Genomic DNA, 18,097 nt, shown 5'->3' with positions numbered 1-18,097 from the left:
CGAGGGGGTGCTACCGACGGAGGCGGAGACGGATAGCCTTCGTTCAGGGCAGGAAGGAGCCGTAGATGCGAGCAACCGAAGGCCGCGTTCCGAGGCGCAGGGTCGACGCTCGCTCCACCGCGGAGCGCATCACCGTCGCCGGGCGGGTCGTCCTCGGTGCGGGCGAGGGGTCACTGGAGCAGATCGCGGCCGAGGCCGGGGTGGGCATCGCCACGCTCTACCGGCACTTCCCCAACCGGGAGGCGATCGTTCGCGCCGTCCTGGAGGACATCCTCGAAACCGATCTGCTTCCCCTCATCGAGCGCGCCGCCGACTCCCCGCATCCCCGGCAGTCCCTCCATGGCATCGCCACCCGCCTGCTCGACCTGATCGCCGAGGAGAAAGGGCTGGTCACCTTCGCCAGCAACTTCACCGACGTGGCGGTGGACATCCTCCAGCGCTTCAGCGAGTCGTTGTACCCGCTGCTCCTGCGTGCGCAGGAGCAGGGTGAGGTCCGCCGCGACCTCACCCAGGACGACATCCCGCGCTTCCTCGTCATGGCCGTCGCCGGGCTCGCGATCCCCGGCTCCACGCCCGCGCTGCGGGCCCGCTTCACCGCCCTGCTCTTCGACTCCCTCAATCCCGCCAACGCGACCCCTCTTCCCCCGGTGGTTCCCGAGGAGGGCGACCTGCGCACCGCGGTCGGCAACATCGCACGCACCTGACCGGACGCGGCGGGAACCGGTCGTCGAGGCGTCAGCGCCCGGGTTCAGAGGCTGGTGAGCAGGTGCAGGCGCTCGGCGCTGGGTGAGCCCTGGTCGGCGTGGTAGACGACGAGGAGTTGCTGTGCCTCTGGCCTGAGGAGCTTCTCGTAGCGCAGTTCCAGCTGTCCGACCACGGGATGGTCGAACCGCGTGTAGCCGGCGGCGCGGCGGCGCACTTCCCGTCTGGCCCACAGCGTGCGGAAGCGTTCGCTGGCGACCGTCAGCTCGCCGATGGTCTCCAGGAGTTCGGGATCGGCGTCGTCGATGCCGAGGGTCGAGCGAAGTCCGGAGACGGCCTTGGCGGTCACGTCGTCCCACTGGGGATAGAGGCTGCGCATCTCGGGTTCGAGGAACACGGCTCGCAGGGGGTTGCTCCCCACGGCGAAGAACGGACACAGGGCCACGGCCAGGCGGTTGGCGGCGACGACGCGGCCGGCTGCCCCCTGGGCATAGGCGGGTGTGAGGGGCCAGCCGTCGAGCAGGGGCTGGAGGTCGGCCCGGCCCGTCGGGGAGCGGGGCCGGCGCCGCCGGGCCGGGGGCGTGGGGTGGGCGAGGCGGTGCAGGTAGGCGACGGCGTCGTCGTCGAGTTGCAGCGCCGCGGCCAGGCTTTCGAGGATCTGGTCGGAGGGGTGCTGGTTGCGGCCCTGCTCCAGGCGCAGGTAGTACTCGGGGCTGATGCCGGCGAGGTGGGCCACCTCCTCCCGGCGCAGCCCCGGGACACGGCGGCGCTCGCCGGCGGGCAGGCCGGCCTCCTGGGGGCTGAGCCGTTCCCGCCGGGCCCGCAGGAAGCCACCGAGGGTGTCCGCCACGTCGTTCATTCCTCGACGTTAGTCGGCGAGCAGGCCGAGCCGCACCAGACTGCGCGCACTCGCGACCACACTCTCCTCGTTCGAACGCGGTGCCCAGCCCAGCTGCTCACGGGCCTTGGCGTTGTCGGCCCGGCGGACCACGCCCAGCTGCGGCACCGTCTCGCGCAACCGCGGGCTGACCGTGGACAGCAGCCGCAGCAGCCACGCGGGGGCCGACCGGGTGGGGGCCTGCGCAGCCGCTTCGCCCAGCTCGGAGCGGAGGGCGAGCGCGATCTGCCCGAAGGAGACCGGCTCGCCTGCCAGCGCCAGGTACCGCTGCCCGGCGGCAGCCGGCGAGGTCATCGCCTTGATGTGCAGGTCGGCGACGTCCCGGACGTCGACGGTGTTGGTCCAGATCGGCGGCGCGGCGCGCATGGCACCGGTGAGCATCGCGTGGATGACGCGGATCGAGCTGGAGTAGTCGGGACCGAGGACCGGACCGAAGATCCCGACCGGGTTGACCGTGGTGAGTTCCAGACCGTTGCCCTCGGCGGCGATGAAATCCCACGCCGCGCGCTCGGCGACGGCCTTCGACTTGACGTACGGGGTCAGGTCGGGCCCGTCCGGGTTCGTCCAGTCGGCTTCCGTGAAGACCCGGTCCGTCGGGCCGTGGCCGTAGCCGACCGCGGCGAACGAGGACGTCAGGACCACTCGCCCGACGCCGGCGTCCCGCGCGGCCCGCAGCACCCGCAGCGCACCGTCGCGGGCCGGGACGATCAGTTCGTTCTCGTCCTTCGGACGGGAGCCGGGGAACGGCGAGGCGATGTGCAGAACATAGTCGGCCCCCGCCGCGGCCCGGTCCCAGCCGGCGTCGGACGCCAGGTCCGCCTCGACGTAGGAGACCCCCTCCCGCCCCGGCGCCTCGGCCGCGGAGAGCATCCTCTCGACGTCGGGCTGCCGCTTCGACGAGCGCAGCGTGGTCGTGACCTTGTGCCCCGACATCAGGAGCCGCGCGATCGTGTGGGAGCCCAGGAAGCCGGTCCCACCAGTGACGAGTACGTGTGCCATGACGGCAGGATCACCCTGCACGACCGCCCGGTTCCAGATCCCGCCGTTACTGGTACCCGCAGGGACAGGCATGACCGCCGTGTCGTCAGCGCCCCCGGCCGGCCATGCGGCCAAGCGGCACCGCGGCCGGCCTACTCTCACGGATCACCGACACGGCCGGGCTGGGGCATCAGGTCCGGATGCCGGGTCCCGCCGTTTCGCGCGGACTGGGGTGGCTGCCCGCGGTGGGGGTGCGGCCGAGTGGCCGGTGTGGCCGGTGTGGCCGGTGGCTCCCGACTGGCTGTGGCGGAACTCGCCGGGGGTGGTGCCGGTGTGGCGGGTGAAGAACTTGCCGAAGTTGGTGGGTTCGGAGAAGCCGAGGCGGCGGGCGATGACGGCGACGGGCTCGTCGGTGTGGGCGAGGAGCCGCTGGGCCTGGAGGGCGACCCGGGCGTCGATGGCCTCCTTGACGGACTGCCCGGTGGCGGCGCGGCAGGCGCGGGTGAGCGTCTTGACGGTGTAGCCCAGACGGTCGGCGTAGTCCTCGGCGCGCCGGGTGGTCGCGTAGGAGCGCTCCAGTTCGGCGCGGAAACGGGCGTGGACCTCGCCGCCGGTGTGCGGGTCGGCGCGCGTCCCCGGGTGGGGGAGCCGGTCGATGTGCAGCAGGAGTGCGGCGAGCAGCAGGCGCAGGATGTCGCGGGAGGATCCCCCGGGGCGGGTGTATTCGGCGTTCAGCCGGCTGAGGAGCGCGGCGGTGGTGGCGTGGTCGGCGCTGGTGCCCAGCTGGCGGCAGACGGGTCCGGACCAGTCGTCAGTGAGGTGGGCCGTGGCCGGGTTCGGCTCGGGGAAGGCCGGGGTGAACAGCACGTGGGTGCCGTTCATGCGGCCGGGCGCGGGGAACCGCTGCACCTGGCCGGGGCGGACCCAGAGCAGCGTGCCGGGCCGGCAGGGGTGGCTGACGAAGTCGACGGTGTGCTCGGCGCCGCCCTCGGTGATCAGGGTGAGGGAGTGGAAGTCGGCGCGGTGCACCCGTTGCAGGGTGCCGTCGGTGACCCGGCCGTGCAGCGCGGCCAGGTCGGTGATCTCGATACCGGGTACGGGAGCGTGCGGCGGATTGAACCCGAACCCGGGGATGGCCGATCCCGACGCCGGGGCGCCACTCCCGTCGCGCGCACTCATGTCCGACTTTGACCATGACACGTCTGCACCGTACCTCGTCTGCCAGCGGCTACGCGCGGACAGTGGAGTGCGGGGCGGTACAGCGGCCCCGTCCCACCACCAGGAGGCAGGAACACCATGAACGGCACGGTCACCGTCATCGACAAGGGCGCGGTGCGCGTCCACAGCTACATGGCCGGCGACGACAGCCTGAACGTCACCACCCAGCTGATCGAGACCCCCGCCCGCGTGATCGCGGTCGACGCCCAGTACGCCCTCGCCCACGCCGACGAGGTCGTCGCCTACGCCAGGGGCCTGGGCAAGCCGCTGGACCGGCTGATCATCACCCATGCCCATCCGGACCACTTCCACGGCGCCGCCCGGTTCGGCGTCCCGGTGCACGCGCTGGCCGCGGTGCGCGACCGGATCGCGGCCCAGGGCGACGGCCAGGACCCGGCGGGCACGCTCATCCCGGTCGCCGACATGACCCCCACCGTGGAGATCGTGCCGGGCACGGAGGTCATCGACGGCGTCCCGTTCGTCTTCGAGGACCGGCACGGCGGCGAGGCGGCCGACGAACTCGTGATCCGGTTGCCGGAACAGGGGGTGCTGGTCGCCCAGGACCTCGTCTACCACGCCACGCACCTGTTCCTCGGCAACAACGACATCGCCGGCTGGGCCAAGGCCGTGGACGCGCTCGCCGCCGACCCGTCGTACGACACCGTCCTGGCCGGTCACGGTCTGCCCGCCGGGCCCGAGGTCTTCGACGACATGCGCCGCTACCTCGCGGACGCGGCCGAACTGCTCGGCGACGACGGCGCGGCGTACAAGCGGGCCATGGTGGAGCGGTACCCCGCGTGGGGCGGCCCCTTCCTGATCGACATCGGCAACCAGTACCTCTTCGGCGCCACCGGCGCCTGACCCCGGCACCCGCAACGCCACGGAAACAGAGAGAGACCACGTGATGAGCAGGATCGTCGTGTTCGGAGCCGCGGGCAAGGCCGGCTCCCGGATCGTCGCCGAGGCCGCCGCCCGCGGCCACCGGGTCACCGCCGTGGCCCGCGACGTCGGCGCGCTGACCGCGCTTCCCGACGGGGTCCGCGCGGTCGCGGGCGACATCACCGACCGCCCCGCGGTCGCCGCCCTCGCCAAGGACGCCGACGTCCTGGTACTCACCGTCGGCGGCCCGGACGCCACCCTCTACACCGACGCCGTCGACGCCGCCACCTCCGCCGCCCGCGCCCTCGGCCCGGCCGGCCCGCGCATCATCCACATGGGCGGCGGCGCCAGCCTCCTCGACGACGACGGGGTGCGGTTCTACGACGGCCCCGGCTTCCCCGAGGAGTTCAAGCCGTACGCCATCGGCCAGATCCGCGCCCTGGACGCCTACCTCGCCCTCGACCAGTCGGTGACCTGGACGTATCTCTCCCCGCCCCCGGTCCACTTCGCCCCGGGCGAGCGCACCGGCAACTACCGCACCGGCCTCGACGCCCCCGTCACGGGAGACGACGGCCAGGCCCGCATCTCCTACGAGGACTACGCCGCCGCCCTCGTCGACGAGATCGACCACCCGCGCCACCTCAACCGCCGCTTCACGGTCGGCTACTGAGCCCCGCGCACGGTGCCGACGGGCAACGGCACGATCGACGGAGTTCCGCCGAGCACACCGGCACCGCCCAGCAGGCTCTCGCGGCAGGAGAGCAGCGCCCCGGATCCGTCGAGCGCGGGGCCGCCCTCGAAGGCGTCGGGGGACCGGACGGACACGGCAGTGCGGGCCGGGGTGCTCCCGGCCCGCGTTGCGTGGACGGACGTCAGCCGAGCAGCTTGCTCGCGAGAGTCGCGGCGTTGTACGAGCCCCAGCCGGTGGTGAAGTCCCAGCCGGTGGCCGCGGAGTAGGCGCCGTTGCTGCCACTGGTGATGTCGTGGAAGCCGGTGCCCGAGGCCGCGTAGAGGGCGGGGTTGGCGAAGCCGAGGTTGGCCTTGCCGGCCGCCGCGGCCTGCTGGTTGTAGAGGGCCGCGAACGCCGCCCACTCGGGCGCGGCGGCGCTGGTGCCGCCCACCGAGGACCACGAGCCCTGCGAGTAGATGGAGACGCCGGGGCTGGGGTTGGCGTGCGCCGAGACGTCCGGGACCTGGCGGTAGCCGCCGCCGGCGCTCTTCTGGACCGCGGTCTGCCAGCTCGGGATCTTGAAGACGGAGGACTTGCCGCCACCGCCGCCGGACCAGGCCACCTCCTTGCTGAAGGCGTTCGCGGAGGTGACGGTCAGCTTGGTGCCGCCGACGCCGGTCACGTAGGGGTCGCTGGCCGGGTAGTCGACGGAGGTGCCGCCGTCGCCCGCGTCGTCGGAGCCGTCGTCGCCGGAGGCCGCGTAGAAGCCGAGGCCCTGGGCCGCGCCCGCCTTGAAGACGGCGTCCACCGCGTTGATGTTGGAGGTGGTGCGGGCGCTCTCGGCGGCACCCCAGCTGATCGAGGTGGTCGCGATGCCGCTGTCGACGATGGCCTGGTAGGTGTCGACCTCGCCGGCGTCGGAGTTCGGGCCCTCGAAGACGGTCACGTTCGCCTTCGGGGCGATCGCGTGCAGGACCTCGATGTCCAGCTCCACCTCGACCTGGCCGTCACCGAGCGAGCCGGAACCGCCGTCGACCTTCTGCACGGTCGGGGTGGGCGAGCCCAGGCTGTAGTTGGTGTCGTACTTGGTGATGTTCGACTGCTGGAATCCGTCGAACTCCAGCAGCGCGATCTTCTGGCCGCTGCCGGTGTACGTGCCGGAGACGTTGTAACCGCCCTTGAGCTGGGCCGGGGTGTAGCCGCCGCCGGGGCCGTTGTGCGGGGAGACGGTCCGCGAGACGGCCTGGTGGTGCAGCTGGACCCGGTTGTTGAGACCGGCCACGTCGCTGACCAGGGAGGCGAGGGCGGCCGGCAGCGTCGGCGCGCTGTCGTTGGCGTAGAAGGAACGGCCCGACGCGGTGTCCTTCCAGGTCGACAGCTTGGTGCCGAAGGCCTTCTCCAGCTGTGCGGCGGTGCCGTTGGCGTCGACCAGCAGGTTGCCCGAGTGGACCTTGCCGACGGTGAGGCCCTGCGCGCGCAGGTAGTCCTTGAGCCGCTTCACCTCCGCGTCGGTCCGGCCGAACCGTGCCGCGAACTGGCTCTTCGTCAGGTAGTGGCCGTAGGAGGCCGAGTGCGGGTCGCTCACCTTCGCGACGAAGGTGTCGAGTGCCGAACCGCCTCTGGGGGTGAGGCTGATCGCCACGGCTATGCGCTTGCCGGCCGCGACCCTGCCGGTGCGGGCCGCGGACTGCTTCAGGCCGGGCAGGACGTCTCCGGCGACCGCGGCGCGGGCGGTGTGCGGGGCGTCGGACGCGTAGGCGGCGGGCACGGCCGCCGTGATCAGGGCCGGCACGGCGACCAGGCCGAGCAGCTTCAGGCGTGACTTCACTGAGGTCCTCCGGACCGTGGGGGGTGGGGAGTTGTCCCGGAAACGGGACGGCTTCACCGTAGGAACTCCGGCCCCGCCCCCATAAGCGGGGGAACCCTTGCGTCACGTGTTAACGGCTGATGACTCGTCAACGGCGTATGTCGAGAGCGCGACGGCTCTGCGTACGGCCGGCCGGAGCGACGGCCACCGCCTGCTCCGGCGCCTTGGCCTGGCCGTCGTCGCCGGAGTCGACGGCCGCCCCGGAGGCGATGACGGCGACCGCCATCGCGTGCGCGAGCGCGGTGCGGGAGCGGACGCCGATCTTGCGGTAGACCCGCGACAGGGTGCCCTCCACCGTCTTGACGCTGATGAACAGCTCGGCCGCGACCTCCCGGTTGGTGGCCCCGCCGCCGACCAGCTCGGCGATCCTGGCCTCGGCCGGGGTGAGTTCGGGCCCCGCCTCGCCGCTGCCGGAGTCGAGCCGGGCGAGTTCGTCACGCGCCCGCGCCGCCAGGGGAGTGGCACCGATCCGGGTGGCCGTCTCCAGCGCCTCGCCGAGGACCGTGCGGGCCGCGCTCCGGCGACGTGAGCGCCGCTCGACCGTGCCGAGCGCGATGAGGGTGCGCGACAGATCGACGGGGAGGGGGAGTCGGCGGAGCCGGTCGACGGCCGCCCGGAGCCGCTCCGCCCCCTCCTTCGCCCGGCCCGCCCCCGCCTCCAGCAGCCCCTGCGCCCGCTCCAGGGCCGCCACCGCACCGCCCGGCGTGTCACGGGACACCCGGTCACGGGCCTCGCGGAGCACCACCTCCGCCTCGTCCGTCTCGCCCAGCACGACGAGGGCCTCCGCCAGGTCGGCGTACCAGTGCAGCAAGGGCGGATCGGCGGCGCACATGGCCGTGCCCAGCTCCCTGACCCGCCGCAACGCCTCGACTGCGGCCGCCGCCCCGCGCCCGTCGCCGCCCAGCAGCTCCGCCTGCCCGAGCACCGCCAGCGCGCGCAGCAGGAACAGCCGGTCGCCGTCGGCCTCCGAGGCGCGTACCGCCTGCCCGGCCAGGTGCCGGGCCTCCTCGGCGGTGCCGCCCGCGGTCGCCGCGAGCGCCGCCGCGTACAGCGCCGGGGCCGACTCGGCCATCGTGTGCGAGCAGCGGGCCGCGGTGCGCAGGGCCTCGCGGCACAGCCCGGCGCGCACCTGGATGCGGGTCAGTGACACCAGGGTCGCCAGCAGCTCCTCGACCCCGGCGAACTCCCCGATGGCGGCCAGGAGTTCAGTGGTCTGCTGGTGGGCCTCGGTCACCCGGTCGGCGTCCAGGGCGAGGATCGCCCGCATCCGGATCAGCCGCCAGCTCTGCGGACCGCCGCCGGCGCCACCGGCCAGGGCGAGCGCCTCCTCCAACGCGGCGTCGGCGTCAACCGGTTCGCCCGCCAGGGACCGCACCCGGGCGAGCGTGGCGAGCGCCCCGATCCGGGTCTCCGTGTCACCCGCCACCGCCGCCTGCCGGACTGCCCGCCGGGCCCGTCGGGCCGCCTCGTCCAACTCCCCGCACAACAGGCCGCGTACGGCCGCCCAGTGGTGCAGCCACGCCTCGGCCTCCGGATCGCCGTCGGCGTCCCGCAGCCCGTCCTCGATCAGGGCCCGGGTGCCCTCCAGCGCCTGCCCCGCGTTCCGCAGCAGGACCAGCCGGGCCCGCACCCGTCGGCGCGCCGAGTCCGACTTCGCGAGGACGGTCGCGGCGGCCTCGCCCGCCTCCGCCGACTGCCCGGCGTCGCAGGCGAACTCGGCCGCCACCAGCAGTCGTTCGGCACGGTCCGCGGGCCGGTCGCCGGGGGTGCGGCGGGCGGCGAGCCCGGCCAGTTCACCGGCCGCCGCGAGGGCGCCGTCGCGGCGCGCGGACTCCGCCGCGGACATCAGGGTGCGGGCCGTCTCCTCGTCCTCGTGCGGGCGGGCGTAGGCGAGATGACGGGCCCGCTCCACGGGCTCGGTGACCACGCGGGCCAGCAGGGTGTGCGCCTGCCGGCGGCCGCTTTCGGGGGCGTCGGCGTGGACGGCGGCCCGCATGAGCGGATGCCGGAAGCGTACGGTCCCGTCGGTGTCGGCCGTCGCGACACCGAGCCGTTCGGCCTCCGCGAGGTGCGCGGCCGGGTCGGGGAGACCCGCGGCGCGCAGCAGGGTGAGCGTGGGGCGGTCGGCGGCGCTCGCGACGAGGAGGGTGTGCCGGACCGGCTCGGGCAGCGCGCGGGCCCGGTCCAGCAGCGGGGCGCGCAATCTCCGGGGTATGCGCAGCGCGCGGCCGGAGTCCGACGGTGGCGGGCCGAGCAGGGCGGCTCGGGCCAACTCCAGTGCGTACCACGGGTTTCCGGCAGCGGTGTCCTGGATCGCACGGAGGACCGCGGGCGGCAGGTCGGCGTCGACGCCGGTGCGCACGAGCCGGGCCACCTCGGCGTCCGTCAGCGGCGGCACCGGCAGTTCGACGGTGCCCGGCGGGCAGCTGCGCAGCCGCTGCGGCTGCTCGCCGTCGGCCACCCGTTCGGAGGCCACCGTCCGGACGTCCGGACCGTCCAGGCGGCGCAGGGCGAAGGCGAGGGCCTCGGCGGTCGGGTCGTCGAGCGCCTGGAGCCCGTCGACGACGAGCAGGAGCGGACCGGCGGCGGCCAGCGCGCGCAGCACCTCCAGGACGGCGAGCCGCACCGCGAGCAGGCTCCGGCCGTCCTCCGGTTCCGCGCCGCGCAGCAGGGCGGCCCGCAGCGCCGCCCTGGGCTCGGGTGCCAGGGCGTCGAGGCGGCTGTCCGGGACCCGTGAGAACAGGTCGACGAGTCCGGCGAACGGGAGCCGGGCGTCCTCGTCGGCGGGCGAGCAGCGCAGCACGGTGCCGGTCGCGTCGGCGGTCAGGGCCGCCACCAGCGTGGACTTGCCGATCCCGGCGGGACCGTGGAGGAGGACTCCCGGCCGGGACCGCAACTCGGCCCGGGCGGCGTCGAGCAGTTCGGGGCGCAAGGTCAGCGACCGCGCTCCCACGGCAGCCGCTCACCCTCTGCCCGGCGGTTTCCAGGACGTGCCTTCATGTGCTCATGACAACCTTGGCGGATTCCGGTTGTCAATGACCTTTGTCACGCCGGTGGGCCCTCGGCCCTCAGCCCTCGCCTCTAAGGGCTTGACCGACCGCTGGTCCGGGGAGTCAGGGCGGCGGTCCGGCATCCGGGCGTTGCTTGACGAACAGCGCGACCGACTGCTGAATTGGTCGCATGAACGCCCAGCAGCGCTTGGTCTCGCGCCCCCACATCGACCTCGGTCGGGTGTGGTCCGCGGCGTGTTGCGTCTGACTCGGCGACGGGCCGGCTGACCGGCCCCACCCTCCAGCGGCCCCCCGACGTGGGCCGCGTTCCCGCTTCGTGCGCTGTCGCCGCCCTGCCCGCACCGACCCGTCCGTGCGGCGAACCCGTCACTCACCCGTCCCGCGCGCACGGTCCCCTTGCCCTGCCCCGCGTGCGGTCTCCCGTGAAAGGCCACTCCCGTGCCCGTGGAATTCCTCGGCATCGCCGCCACCAACGACGGCTCAGAAACCACCGCCCGCTCCGGCGCCGCCTTCGACAAGGAGTACACGCTCCGCCTCGCACGCGCGCACGAGGACCACGGCTGGGACCGGGTGCTGTTCGCCTACGGCTCCGGATCCCCGGATCCCGCACCGGCCGCCGCGTACATCGCGAGCCGGTTGGACCGCCTCCAGATCCTCCTCGCCCACCGGCCGAACGTCTCCTACCCCACCTTCGCCGCCAAGACCTTCGCCACCCTCGACCAGATCAGCGAGGGCCGGCTGACGGTGCACTTCATCACCGGCGGGAACGACCACGAGCAGGGCCGCGAGGGTGACACCCTGACCAAGGACGAGCGCTACGCCCGGACCCTGGAGTACATCCGGATCGTCAAGAAGATCTGGACCACCCGCGAGCCCTTCGACCACGAGGGCGAGCACTACCGCTTCCACGACTTCGTCAGCGACGTCTTCCCTGTCCAACAGCCGCGCCCCGACGTCTCGTTCGGCGGCTCCTCACCGGCCGCCAACGCGGCCGGGGGCGCCGAGGCCGACATCTACTGCCTGTGGGGCGAGCCGCTGGCGAAGACCGCCGAGCAGATCGAGGTCGTGAAGGCCGCGGCGAAGGCGGCGGGGCGCACCGACGTACCGCGCTTCCAGGTGGCGTTCCGGCCGATCATCGCTCCGACGGAGGAACTGGCCTGGGAGAAGGCCCACCGCACGGTGGGCGCGATCAAGGCCCGCAAGGAGAAGGGCGAAGCGGTCGGCAAGCGCCACAACGGGCACGCCCAGCCGCAGAACACGGGCTCGCAGCGGCTGATCGCCATCGCCGAGGCGGGGGAGCGCTACGACCGTGCCCTGTGGACCCCGACCGCCGCGGCCACCGGCGGCGCGGGCAACTCCAACGCCCTGGTCGGCACCCCGGAGACCGTGGCCCGGGCGCTCCTCGACTACTACGACCTGGGCGTCGACATCCTCTCCGCCCGTGGCTACGACCTGCTGGGCGACGCGATCGACTTCGGCCGGTACGTGATCCCCATCGTCCGCGAGGAGGTCGCCAAGCGTGACGCCGGGCGCGCCGCCGACGTCACGCGGGATCTCGCGGCGGTGGACGGATGACCTCGGTCGTACCGCGGGCCTCGACCGAGCTGACGGTCGTTCACGTCACCGTCGGCGACCCACGGGTGGAACCGCTGCTGCGCGAGCTGGGCGAGGAGTACGCGGCCCGCTACGGCAGCGAAGCCCGTGCCGAACTCGCCCGGTACCCCGGCGAGGAGTTCACGACGTCCTACGGCGGCCTCCTGCTCCTGCTGCTCGAACGCGGTGAGCCGGTCGCGGGCGGCGCGTTCCGCCGGTACGACGAGGCCACCGCCGAACTCAAGCGGATCTGGACGCACTCCGCACACCGGCGGCGGGGTCTGGCCGGCCGTGTCGTCGCGGAACTGGAGAGCGAGGCGGGCCTCCGCGGCTACCGGCGGATCTACCTGACCACCGGGCCGCGCCAGCCGGAGGCCCGCGGCCTGTACCTCGCCACCGGCTACACCCCCCTGTTCGACACGGAGGCCGACCCGGAAACCATCGGCCCGCTCCCGTTCGAGAAGCACCTGAAGGCCGAACCCGACACCGGGTCAGGAGCGGGCCCCTGTTCCGTGGATGCCGTACCGGTCGCCGGCCACCCGGGACTGCCACAGGACCCACTCCAGAGCCAGTCGCGCCAGTGACCGGCCCTCGGCGCCGTGCGAGGTCGTCGAGGGCCCGTTGCGCGTGCGCGTGGCCGAGGAACACGGGTGGGGCGGCGCACCTGGCTGGTCGGCTCCGCCGCCGATGTCGTCGCCGCGCCGACCGTCAGGCGGTGGTCAGCCCCGGGTGGTGCCTGCTGACCACCGCGGGGTGGGCGCGGACCCAGCCCTTGAGCTCGTTCCAGCCGAACTCCGCGAACAGGGGGTTGTCCGGGTCGTCCGTCACACCGGCCGCGTCCGACGCGCCGGGGAAGGGGAGCGGGGCGATCCGGGCGTCGAGCCGGGGGTTGTAGAAAAACGGTGCGGAGAAGCGCTCGCGTGCTCCCGGAGGGGAGACCACACGGTGGTTGGTCGCCTTCAGGTAGCCGTTCGTCGCGACCTCCAGCAGCTCGCCCAGGTTCACCACGAACGCCCCCGGCAGATACGGCACGTCGATGAAGCCCTGCCCGTCCGGTGTCTCCACCTGGAGTCCGGGCACCTCGTCCGTGAGCAGCAGAGTCAGGAAGCCGTAGTCCTTGTGCACCCCGACACCCTGGTCGTCCCCCACCGGGGCCCGCCCCGGGTAGCGGATCAGTTTCAGGTGGTTGCGCGGGTGGCCGGAGAAGGCGTCGTCGTAGAAGTCCTCGGGACCGCCGACGGCCGCGAGCAGCTCGTGCAGCAGCCGGTGGGCGACCGCGCCGATCCGGTCCATCCACTCCAGCGCGACCTCCCGCAGCGCGGGCAGGGACTCGGGCCACTGGTTCGGCCCCTCCAGCCACCAGTAGGGCGGCTCGCCCGGGGCGGGCACGTGAGGGGGCAGCTCGTTGCTGATGTCGAGTTGGTCGCGCCAGTCGCGACGACCCTGGGTGTGCTCGTTGCCGATCCGCGTGTAGCCGCGGAAGTGCGGCGAGTTGAGGTTGTCGAGCGCGTGCCGGTCGGCCTCGGGCAGGGCGAAGAAGCCCTGGGCGGTAGCGAGCAGCCGGGCCTGTTCGGCGGAGGTGACGCCGTGCCCGACCAGCTGGAAGAAGCCGACGTCACGGGCGGCCCGGTGGAGCGCGTCACGGTCGGGGGCGGAGAGGTCGATCACCGGGAGGGCGGTGGGCTGGGGCATGGGCGGCGTTCCTTGCGTGTCGTGCGGGTACGGGGGAGGGGCCGGCGGTCGGTCTCGCGACGGCTCCTCGGCGGTCTGCCGTGGCGGCTCAGCGGTCTGCTGCGGCAGCTCAGTCGTCTGCCGCGGCGGCGGCGAGGCGGTCGGCCAGCTCCTTGATCTCGGCCGGGCCGACCCGGCAGCAGCCGCCGACGAGCACCGCGCCGGCGCGCAGCCAGGAGGGTGCCAGATCCGCGATCTCGTCCTGGGCGCCCCGCCAGCTCCGGGTTCCGGGGTCCCAGACGCCGCCGCCGTTCGGATAGACGACGCCGGGCAGCGCGGTGTTCAGGGCCAGCGCGGGGGCCGTGTCGGCGGCGGGGGCGCAGTTCACCCCCGTGGCGACGACGGCGTCGCTGCTCCGGGCGAGCGCGAAGGCCTCGGTCAGCGGCTGGCCCGCGCTGGTGGTCGTCCCGCGGATGCTGTACGAGAGCCAGGCGGGGATGCCCAGGCCGTCGAGGGCGTTCAGTACCGCCTCGGCCTCGCGCAGGTCCGGAATGGTCTCGACGGCGAAGACGTCGGGGGCGGCCTCCGCCAGGGCCTCCAGCCGGGGGCGGTGGAAGCGGGTCAGCTCGGCCACGGTGAGGCCGTAGCCGCCGCGGTATTCCGAGCCGTCGGCCAGCATCGCGCCGTACGGGCCCACGGACGCCGCGACCCAGGCCGTTCCGGCGGCGTTCTCGGCGGCCTCGCGGGCCAGGTGCACGCTGCGTCGCAGCAGGGCCGTGGTCTCGGTGCGGGAGATGCCCAGCCGGGCGAAACCGTCGTAGGTGGCCTGGTAGGAGGCCGTGATGGCGACCTGGGCGCCCGCGGCGAAGTAGGCGCGGTGGACGGCCGCGATCGCCTCGGGGTCGTCGCGCAGCAGGCGGGCGGACCAGAGGGCGCCGCTCAGGTCGTGGCCCTGGGCCTCCAACTCGTTGGACATGCCGCCGTCCAGAACGAGGGGGCCGGCGGACACGGCGTCGCGAAAGGTGGTCACAGCCGTCACAGCACTCACAGCACTCACAGCACTTTCGTCACGAAGTCGCGGGTTCGGGGGTGGTCGGGGGCCGACAGGACGCGGGCGGGCGGTCCGGACTCCAGGATCCGGCCGTCGTCGAAGAAGACGACCTCGTCGGCGACCTCGCGGGCGAAGCCCAGTTCGTGGGTGACGACGAGCATCGTCATGCCGTCGGCGGCGAGGCCCCGCATGACGTCCAGCACCTCCCCGACCAGCTCCGGGTCGAGCGCCGAGGTCGGCTCGTCGAACAGCATGAGCTTCGGTCGCATGGCCAGCGCGCGGGCGATGGCGACCCGTTGCTGCTGGCCGCCGGAGAGCTGGGCGGGATAGGCGTCGCGCCGGTCGGCCAGACCGACCCGGTCGAGGAGCGCCAGCGCCCCCTCGGTCACCTCGGCGCGGGGGCGGCCCGCGCCGACCGGTCCCTCGACGACGTTGGCGAGTGCCGTCAGGTGCGGGAAGAGATGGAAGCGCTGGAAGACCATGCCGATGTCACGGCGCTGCCGGGCCAGGTCACGGCGGCGCAGTGCGCGCAGCCCGTCCCGGTACGGCTCGTACCCGATCGGTGCGCCGTCCACCAGGATCCGGCCGCCGTCGGGCCGCTCCAGATGGTTCACGCACCGCAGGAAGGTCGACTTGCCCGACCCGGAGGGTCCGATCACGCAGGTGACCGTCCCGCGCGGCACGGACAGGTCGATCCCGCGCAGCACCTCCCGCCCGGCGAAGGACTTGCGGACACCGGTGGCCTCGATCATCATCGGCTGCCGCCCTTCGCGAAGTGACGTTCGAGGTAGTGCTGGCCGACGTTGAGCAGGGTCGTGACGGCCAGGTACCAGATGCTGGCGACGATCAGCAGCGGGATCGTCTGGTAGGTGCGGGCGTACACGATCTGCACGGAGTACAGGAGTTCGGCGTAGGCCAGCACGCTCACCAGGGAGGTCGTCTTGAGCATGGAGATGGTCTCGTTGCCGACCGGCGGGATGATCACCCGCATCGCCTGGGGCAGGACGATCCGGCGCAGCGTCCGGGCCCTGGACAGGCCCAGCGCGTCCGCCGCCTCCGTCTGCCCGTGGTCGACCGAGACGATCCCGGCCCGGATGATCTCGGCGAGGTAGGCCGCCTCGTTGAGACCGAGTCCGAGCAGGGCCGCGGCGAAGGTCGTGATGACGGAGTTCGCCGGGACGCTGCCGATCGCCGGCAGCAGGGGCAGGTGCAGCGACAGCGTCGGGTATAGCGCGGAGATGAACCCCCAGAACAGCAGCTGGACGAGCAGCGGCGTGCCCCGGAAGAGCCAGATGTACGCCCAACTGACGCTCCGCGCCACGGGGTTGTCCGACAGCCGCATGAGCGCCAGCGCGATACCGAGCACGAGCCCGATCGCCATGGCGGCGGCGGTGAGTTCCAGCGTGGTCAGCAGGCCGGTCATCACGGTCCGGCTGAACAGCCAGGCGCCGACCGTGTCCCAGCCGAAGCGCCGGTTGGTGATCAGCGACTGGACCAGGCTCGCGGCCAGGACCACGACGACGAGGGTCAGGACCCACCGGCCCGGCCTGCGGCGGCGGTAGACCGGCAACTCCTCGCTCATGAGGCCGCGTTGATCTCGAACGTGTCCAGGGCGCCGGACTCCAGGCCCCACTTGGCGAGGATCTGCTCGTAACCGCCGCTCGCCTTCAGGTCCTCCAACGCCGACTTGAGCAGCCCGGTCAGCTCGCTGTTCTTCGGTACGGCGATGCCGAAGGGCGCGTTGCCGTAGGAGTCGCCGGTGACCTCCAGCTTGCCGCCGGACCGCTTGGCGGCGTAGGCGGCGACCGGCGAGTCGGCCAGGGCGGCGTCGGCACGGCCGCTGGTGACGGCGAGGTTCACCCCGGTGCCGTCCGGGAAGGTGCTGACCTTGATCGGCGTCTTGCAGGTCTTGGCGCGGGCCGGCAGGTCCACGAGGGCCTGCGTGGACCCCTTGGCCACGGCGACGGTACGACCGCACAGCGAGTCGCCTCCGGGCTTGAGCGCCTTCGGATTGCCGGCCGGGACGATCAGGGACGTACCCGCGTCGAAGTAGGTGACGAAGTCGACGACCTTCTCCCGCTCGGCGGTGTCCGTGAAGGAGGAGACGCCGAGCTGGTACTTGCCCGACTGCAGGCCCGGCAGGATCGAGTCGAAGGGCACGTTCACGATGGTGACCTTGACGCCGAGGACCGTGCCGAGGGCCTTGTCGAGGTCGGCCTCGGCGCCGACGACCGTCTTGTTGTCGGAGGCGAAGAAGTCCATCGGCGGGTAGCTGACGTCACTGGCGACCGTGATCCCGCTCGCCTTCAACGCGGCCGGGACCTTGGCGGCGAGCGTGGCGTTCCTCGCGATCGGGGCGGCCGAGGACGAGGCACCGGACGGGGTGCCGGCGGAGGCGCCCGTCGGCTCGGAGGGGTCGGCGCAGCCCGCCAGAAGCAGCGTCGCGGAACCGAGGAGTACTAGCGGGCGCAGAGCGGACAAGACGAACTCCAGATGAGCCTGATATGCGAGGGATGGCTGGAGACTACCCGGCGATGCGTAATAGGCAAGTCCAGTTGCTCATCATGCACGCGCCTTGCAATGAACCTGCAATGTGCGCGCAACGACGGCGCGCGGCGATGCCGCGGCCCGGCGCTATGCTCGGCCCGCGATGACCACCGACAGCAGCCTCAAACGCGGCCTGGCCGTGCTCCGACTCTTCGCCGAGCACCCGTCGCAGGACCCGCGCGGCCACACCGCCGCCGAGGTCGCCGTGCTCCTGGGCCGCGAACGCAGCCAGGTCTCCCGCATCCTGCGGAGCCTGGAGACGGCCCGGTTCCTGCGCCGGGATCCCGCGTCGCTGCGCTACACCGTCGCCTGGGAGCTGTACGCCCGCGCCCAGCAGATCACCGAGGCACGGCTGCGCCGGGACGGCCGTACCGCGCTGGAGGGCGTCGCCGCCGACACGGGGGAGTGCGCCTACCTGGGCGTCCTGCGCGGTGCCAGTTCGGTGACGATCCTGGAGTCGATGCCGCCGGCGCTGTCCTCGTTCGTCTCCTGGGTGGGCCGCGCCTATCCCGCCTACTGCAGCGACGCCGGCCAGGCCCTGCTGTTCGACGCCGACGACACGGAGGTCGCGGCCGTCCTCGCCCGCACCGCCTTCGTCCGGCACGGCCCCAACACCCCGGCCGACCTGACCGACTTCCTGGCCCGGCTGGACGCGGCCCGCAAGCGGGGCTACTCGATCGTCGACCAGGAGGCCGAGCCCGGCCTGTACTCGCTGGCCGCTCCGGTCAGGGACTTCCGCGGGGAGATCGTCGCCGCCGTACAGGTCGTCGGCCCCCGCCACCGCCTGGAGCCGACGACGGCCGCCTGCGCGGACTCCGTGCTCCGCTGGAGCACCTGGCTGACCGCCGCGTTGTGCTCGACGGAGGCGGAGGCGGAGGCGGAGAGGGGGAGGGAGACGGAGGCGGAGACGGAGAGGGGGAGGGACACGGAGACGGACCAGGACTGAGCGTCCCTGGTTCAGCCGGGGCCCGCCGAGGTTCGCCGGGATCCACCGCGACCCGCCGGATCCCGC

At 73.2% G+C, this 18,097-nt stretch carries 17 protein-coding genes; 6 read left to right on the top strand and 11 right to left on the bottom strand.

The window, feature by feature from the left end:
• Window positions 1-65: 65 nt before the first annotated feature.
• The gene (locus ACIPSJ_RS43065; RefSeq protein ID WP_359222332.1) at window positions 66-704 is read left to right on the top strand and encodes a TetR/AcrR family transcriptional regulator; all 639 of its coding nucleotides are present in this window, start codon (window positions 66-68) and stop codon (window positions 702-704) included.
• A gap of 44 nt (window positions 705-748) precedes the next feature.
• Here ACIPSJ_RS43065 and ACIPSJ_RS43060 read toward each other — a convergent pair whose 3' ends face one another.
• The 3 genes from ACIPSJ_RS43060 to ACIPSJ_RS43050 all read right to left on the bottom strand — a co-directional run bounded on the left by ACIPSJ_RS43060 (window position 749) and on the right by ACIPSJ_RS43050 (window position 3,757).
• Window positions 749-1,561 (bottom strand): helix-turn-helix domain-containing protein, encoded by an 813-nt coding sequence (locus ACIPSJ_RS43060; RefSeq protein ID WP_401354338.1) that lies wholly within the window; start codon window positions 1,559-1,561, stop codon window positions 749-751.
• A gap of 9 nt (window positions 1,562-1,570) precedes the next feature.
• Window positions 1,571-2,599, bottom strand: a complete 1,029-nt coding sequence (locus tag ACIPSJ_RS43055; protein ID WP_401354336.1) for an SDR family oxidoreductase — start codon at window positions 2,597-2,599, stop codon at window positions 1,571-1,573.
• Between the two features lie 144 nt (window positions 2,600-2,743).
• Window positions 2,744-3,757, bottom strand: coding sequence for an AraC family transcriptional regulator (locus tag ACIPSJ_RS43050; RefSeq protein WP_401354333.1), 1,014 nt, complete (start codon window positions 3,755-3,757; stop codon window positions 2,744-2,746).
• A 117-nt stretch (window positions 3,758-3,874) separates the two neighbouring features.
• Here ACIPSJ_RS43050 and ACIPSJ_RS43045 point away from each other — a divergent pair, with 117 nt between their 5' ends.
• Entirely contained in the window at window positions 3,875-4,657 is a 783-nt protein-coding gene (locus ACIPSJ_RS43045) for an MBL fold metallo-hydrolase (protein WP_401354331.1), read from the top strand.
• 43 nt (window positions 4,658-4,700) lie between these two features.
• The gene (locus ACIPSJ_RS43040) at window positions 4,701-5,345 is read left to right on the top strand and encodes an NAD(P)-dependent oxidoreductase (protein WP_401354329.1); all 645 of its coding nucleotides are present in this window, start codon (window positions 4,701-4,703) and stop codon (window positions 5,343-5,345) included.
• On the opposite strand, the gene ACIPSJ_RS43035 is transcribed toward ACIPSJ_RS43040, so the two are convergent.
• The 3 genes from ACIPSJ_RS43035 to ACIPSJ_RS43025 all read right to left on the bottom strand — a co-directional run bounded on the left by ACIPSJ_RS43035 (window position 5,339) and on the right by ACIPSJ_RS43025 (window position 10,165).
• A complete protein-coding gene (locus ACIPSJ_RS43035) occupies window positions 5,339-5,500 on the bottom strand; it encodes a hypothetical protein (protein ID WP_401354326.1) in 162 nt (53 codons plus the stop codon). The genes ACIPSJ_RS43040 and ACIPSJ_RS43035 overlap by 7 nt on opposite strands.
• Window positions 5,501-5,547: 47 nt before the next feature.
• Window positions 5,548-7,173 carry a S53 family peptidase gene (locus tag ACIPSJ_RS43030; RefSeq protein WP_359222326.1) on the bottom strand — a complete coding sequence of 542 codons (1,626 nt, stop codon included), beginning with the start codon at window positions 7,171-7,173 and terminating at the stop codon, window positions 5,548-5,550.
• A gap of 127 nt (window positions 7,174-7,300) precedes the next feature.
• The gene (locus ACIPSJ_RS43025; protein ID WP_401354323.1) at window positions 7,301-10,165 is read right to left on the bottom strand and encodes an AAA family ATPase; all 2,865 of its coding nucleotides are present in this window, start codon (window positions 10,163-10,165) and stop codon (window positions 7,301-7,303) included.
• A gap of 496 nt (window positions 10,166-10,661) precedes the next feature.
• Between ACIPSJ_RS43025 and ACIPSJ_RS43020 the strand changes: the two genes are divergently transcribed.
• Entirely contained in the window at window positions 10,662-11,798 is a 1,137-nt protein-coding gene (locus ACIPSJ_RS43020; protein ID WP_401354321.1) for an LLM class flavin-dependent oxidoreductase, read from the top strand.
• Window positions 11,795-12,400, top strand: a complete 606-nt coding sequence (locus ACIPSJ_RS43015; protein WP_401354318.1) for a GNAT family N-acetyltransferase — start codon at window positions 11,795-11,797, stop codon at window positions 12,398-12,400. Before ACIPSJ_RS43020 ends, ACIPSJ_RS43015 begins: the two co-directional genes overlap by 4 nt.
• A 124-nt stretch (window positions 12,401-12,524) precedes the next feature.
• On the opposite strand, the gene ACIPSJ_RS43010 is transcribed toward ACIPSJ_RS43015, so the two are convergent.
• From ACIPSJ_RS43010 to ACIPSJ_RS42990, 5 genes are all read right to left on the bottom strand, one after another.
• On the bottom strand, window positions 12,525-13,508 hold the full coding sequence (locus ACIPSJ_RS43010; RefSeq protein ID WP_401354316.1) for an isopenicillin N synthase family dioxygenase: 984 nt from the start codon (window positions 13,506-13,508) through the stop codon (window positions 12,525-12,527).
• Between the two features lie 109 nt (window positions 13,509-13,617).
• Window positions 13,618-14,517: a homocysteine S-methyltransferase gene (gene mmuM, locus ACIPSJ_RS43005; RefSeq protein ID WP_401354314.1), complete on the bottom strand. Its 900-nt coding sequence runs from the start codon at window positions 14,515-14,517 to the stop codon at window positions 13,618-13,620.
• Window positions 14,518-14,540: 23 nt separating this feature from the next.
• On the bottom strand, window positions 14,541-15,290 hold the full coding sequence (locus ACIPSJ_RS43000) for an amino acid ABC transporter ATP-binding protein (protein ID WP_401354849.1): 750 nt from the start codon (window positions 15,288-15,290) through the stop codon (window positions 14,541-14,543).
• Window positions 15,290-16,120, bottom strand: coding sequence for an amino acid ABC transporter permease (locus ACIPSJ_RS42995; protein WP_393798675.1), 831 nt, complete (start codon window positions 16,118-16,120; stop codon window positions 15,290-15,292). The genes ACIPSJ_RS43000 and ACIPSJ_RS42995 overlap by 1 nt, the downstream gene beginning before the upstream one ends.
• Complete coding sequence (locus ACIPSJ_RS42990; protein ID WP_401354312.1) at window positions 16,117-17,019, bottom strand: ABC transporter substrate-binding protein; 903 nt, start codon at window positions 17,017-17,019, stop codon at window positions 16,117-16,119. Before ACIPSJ_RS42990 ends, ACIPSJ_RS42995 begins: the two co-directional genes overlap by 4 nt.
• 169 nt (window positions 17,020-17,188) lie before the next feature.
• Here ACIPSJ_RS42990 and ACIPSJ_RS42985 point away from each other — a divergent pair, with 169 nt between their 5' ends.
• Complete coding sequence (locus ACIPSJ_RS42985) at window positions 17,189-18,031, top strand: IclR family transcriptional regulator (RefSeq protein ID WP_401354309.1); 843 nt, start codon at window positions 17,189-17,191, stop codon at window positions 18,029-18,031.
• Window positions 18,032-18,097 lie beyond the last annotated feature (66 nt).

This window comes from Streptomyces sp. NPDC090088 (assembly GCF_044747345.1).
Classification (GTDB): Bacteria; Actinomycetota; Actinomycetes; order Streptomycetales; family Streptomycetaceae; genus Streptomyces.
The sequence above is the reverse complement of the archived record's forward strand: the minus strand, read 5'-3'. Positions and strand labels throughout refer to the sequence as shown.

What these genes read in the sequence shown, in the direction of transcription:
- ACIPSJ_RS42985 (WP_401354309.1), top strand. Translation starts at nt 17,189, where the DNA reads ATGACCACCGACAGCAGCCTCAAACGCGGCCTGGCCGTGCTCCGACTC.
- ACIPSJ_RS43010 (WP_401354316.1), bottom strand. Translation starts at nt 13,508, where the DNA reads ATGCCCCAGCCCACCGCCCTCCCGGTGATCGACCTCTCCGCCCCCGAC.
- ACIPSJ_RS43055 (WP_401354336.1), bottom strand. Translation starts at nt 2,599, where the DNA reads ATGGCACACGTACTCGTCACTGGTGGGACCGGCTTCCTGGGCTCCCAC.
- ACIPSJ_RS42995 (WP_393798675.1), bottom strand. Translation starts at nt 16,120, where the DNA reads ATGAGCGAGGAGTTGCCGGTCTACCGCCGCCGCAGGCCGGGCCGGTGG.
- ACIPSJ_RS43060 (WP_401354338.1), bottom strand. Translation starts at nt 1,561, where the DNA reads ATGAACGACGTGGCGGACACCCTCGGTGGCTTCCTGCGGGCCCGGCGG.
- ACIPSJ_RS43040 (WP_401354329.1), top strand. Translation starts at nt 4,701, where the DNA reads ATGAGCAGGATCGTCGTGTTCGGAGCCGCGGGCAAGGCCGGCTCCCGG.
- ACIPSJ_RS43050 (WP_401354333.1), bottom strand. Translation starts at nt 3,757, where the DNA reads ATGAGTGCGCGCGACGGGAGTGGCGCCCCGGCGTCGGGATCGGCCATC.
- ACIPSJ_RS43015 (WP_401354318.1), top strand. Translation starts at nt 11,795, where the DNA reads ATGACCTCGGTCGTACCGCGGGCCTCGACCGAGCTGACGGTCGTTCAC.
- ACIPSJ_RS43000 (WP_401354849.1), bottom strand. Translation starts at nt 15,290, where the DNA reads ATGATCGAGGCCACCGGTGTCCGCAAGTCCTTCGCCGGGCGGGAGGTG.
- ACIPSJ_RS43045 (WP_401354331.1), top strand. Translation starts at nt 3,875, where the DNA reads ATGAACGGCACGGTCACCGTCATCGACAAGGGCGCGGTGCGCGTCCAC.
- ACIPSJ_RS43065 (WP_359222332.1), top strand. Translation starts at nt 66, where the DNA reads ATGCGAGCAACCGAAGGCCGCGTTCCGAGGCGCAGGGTCGACGCTCGC.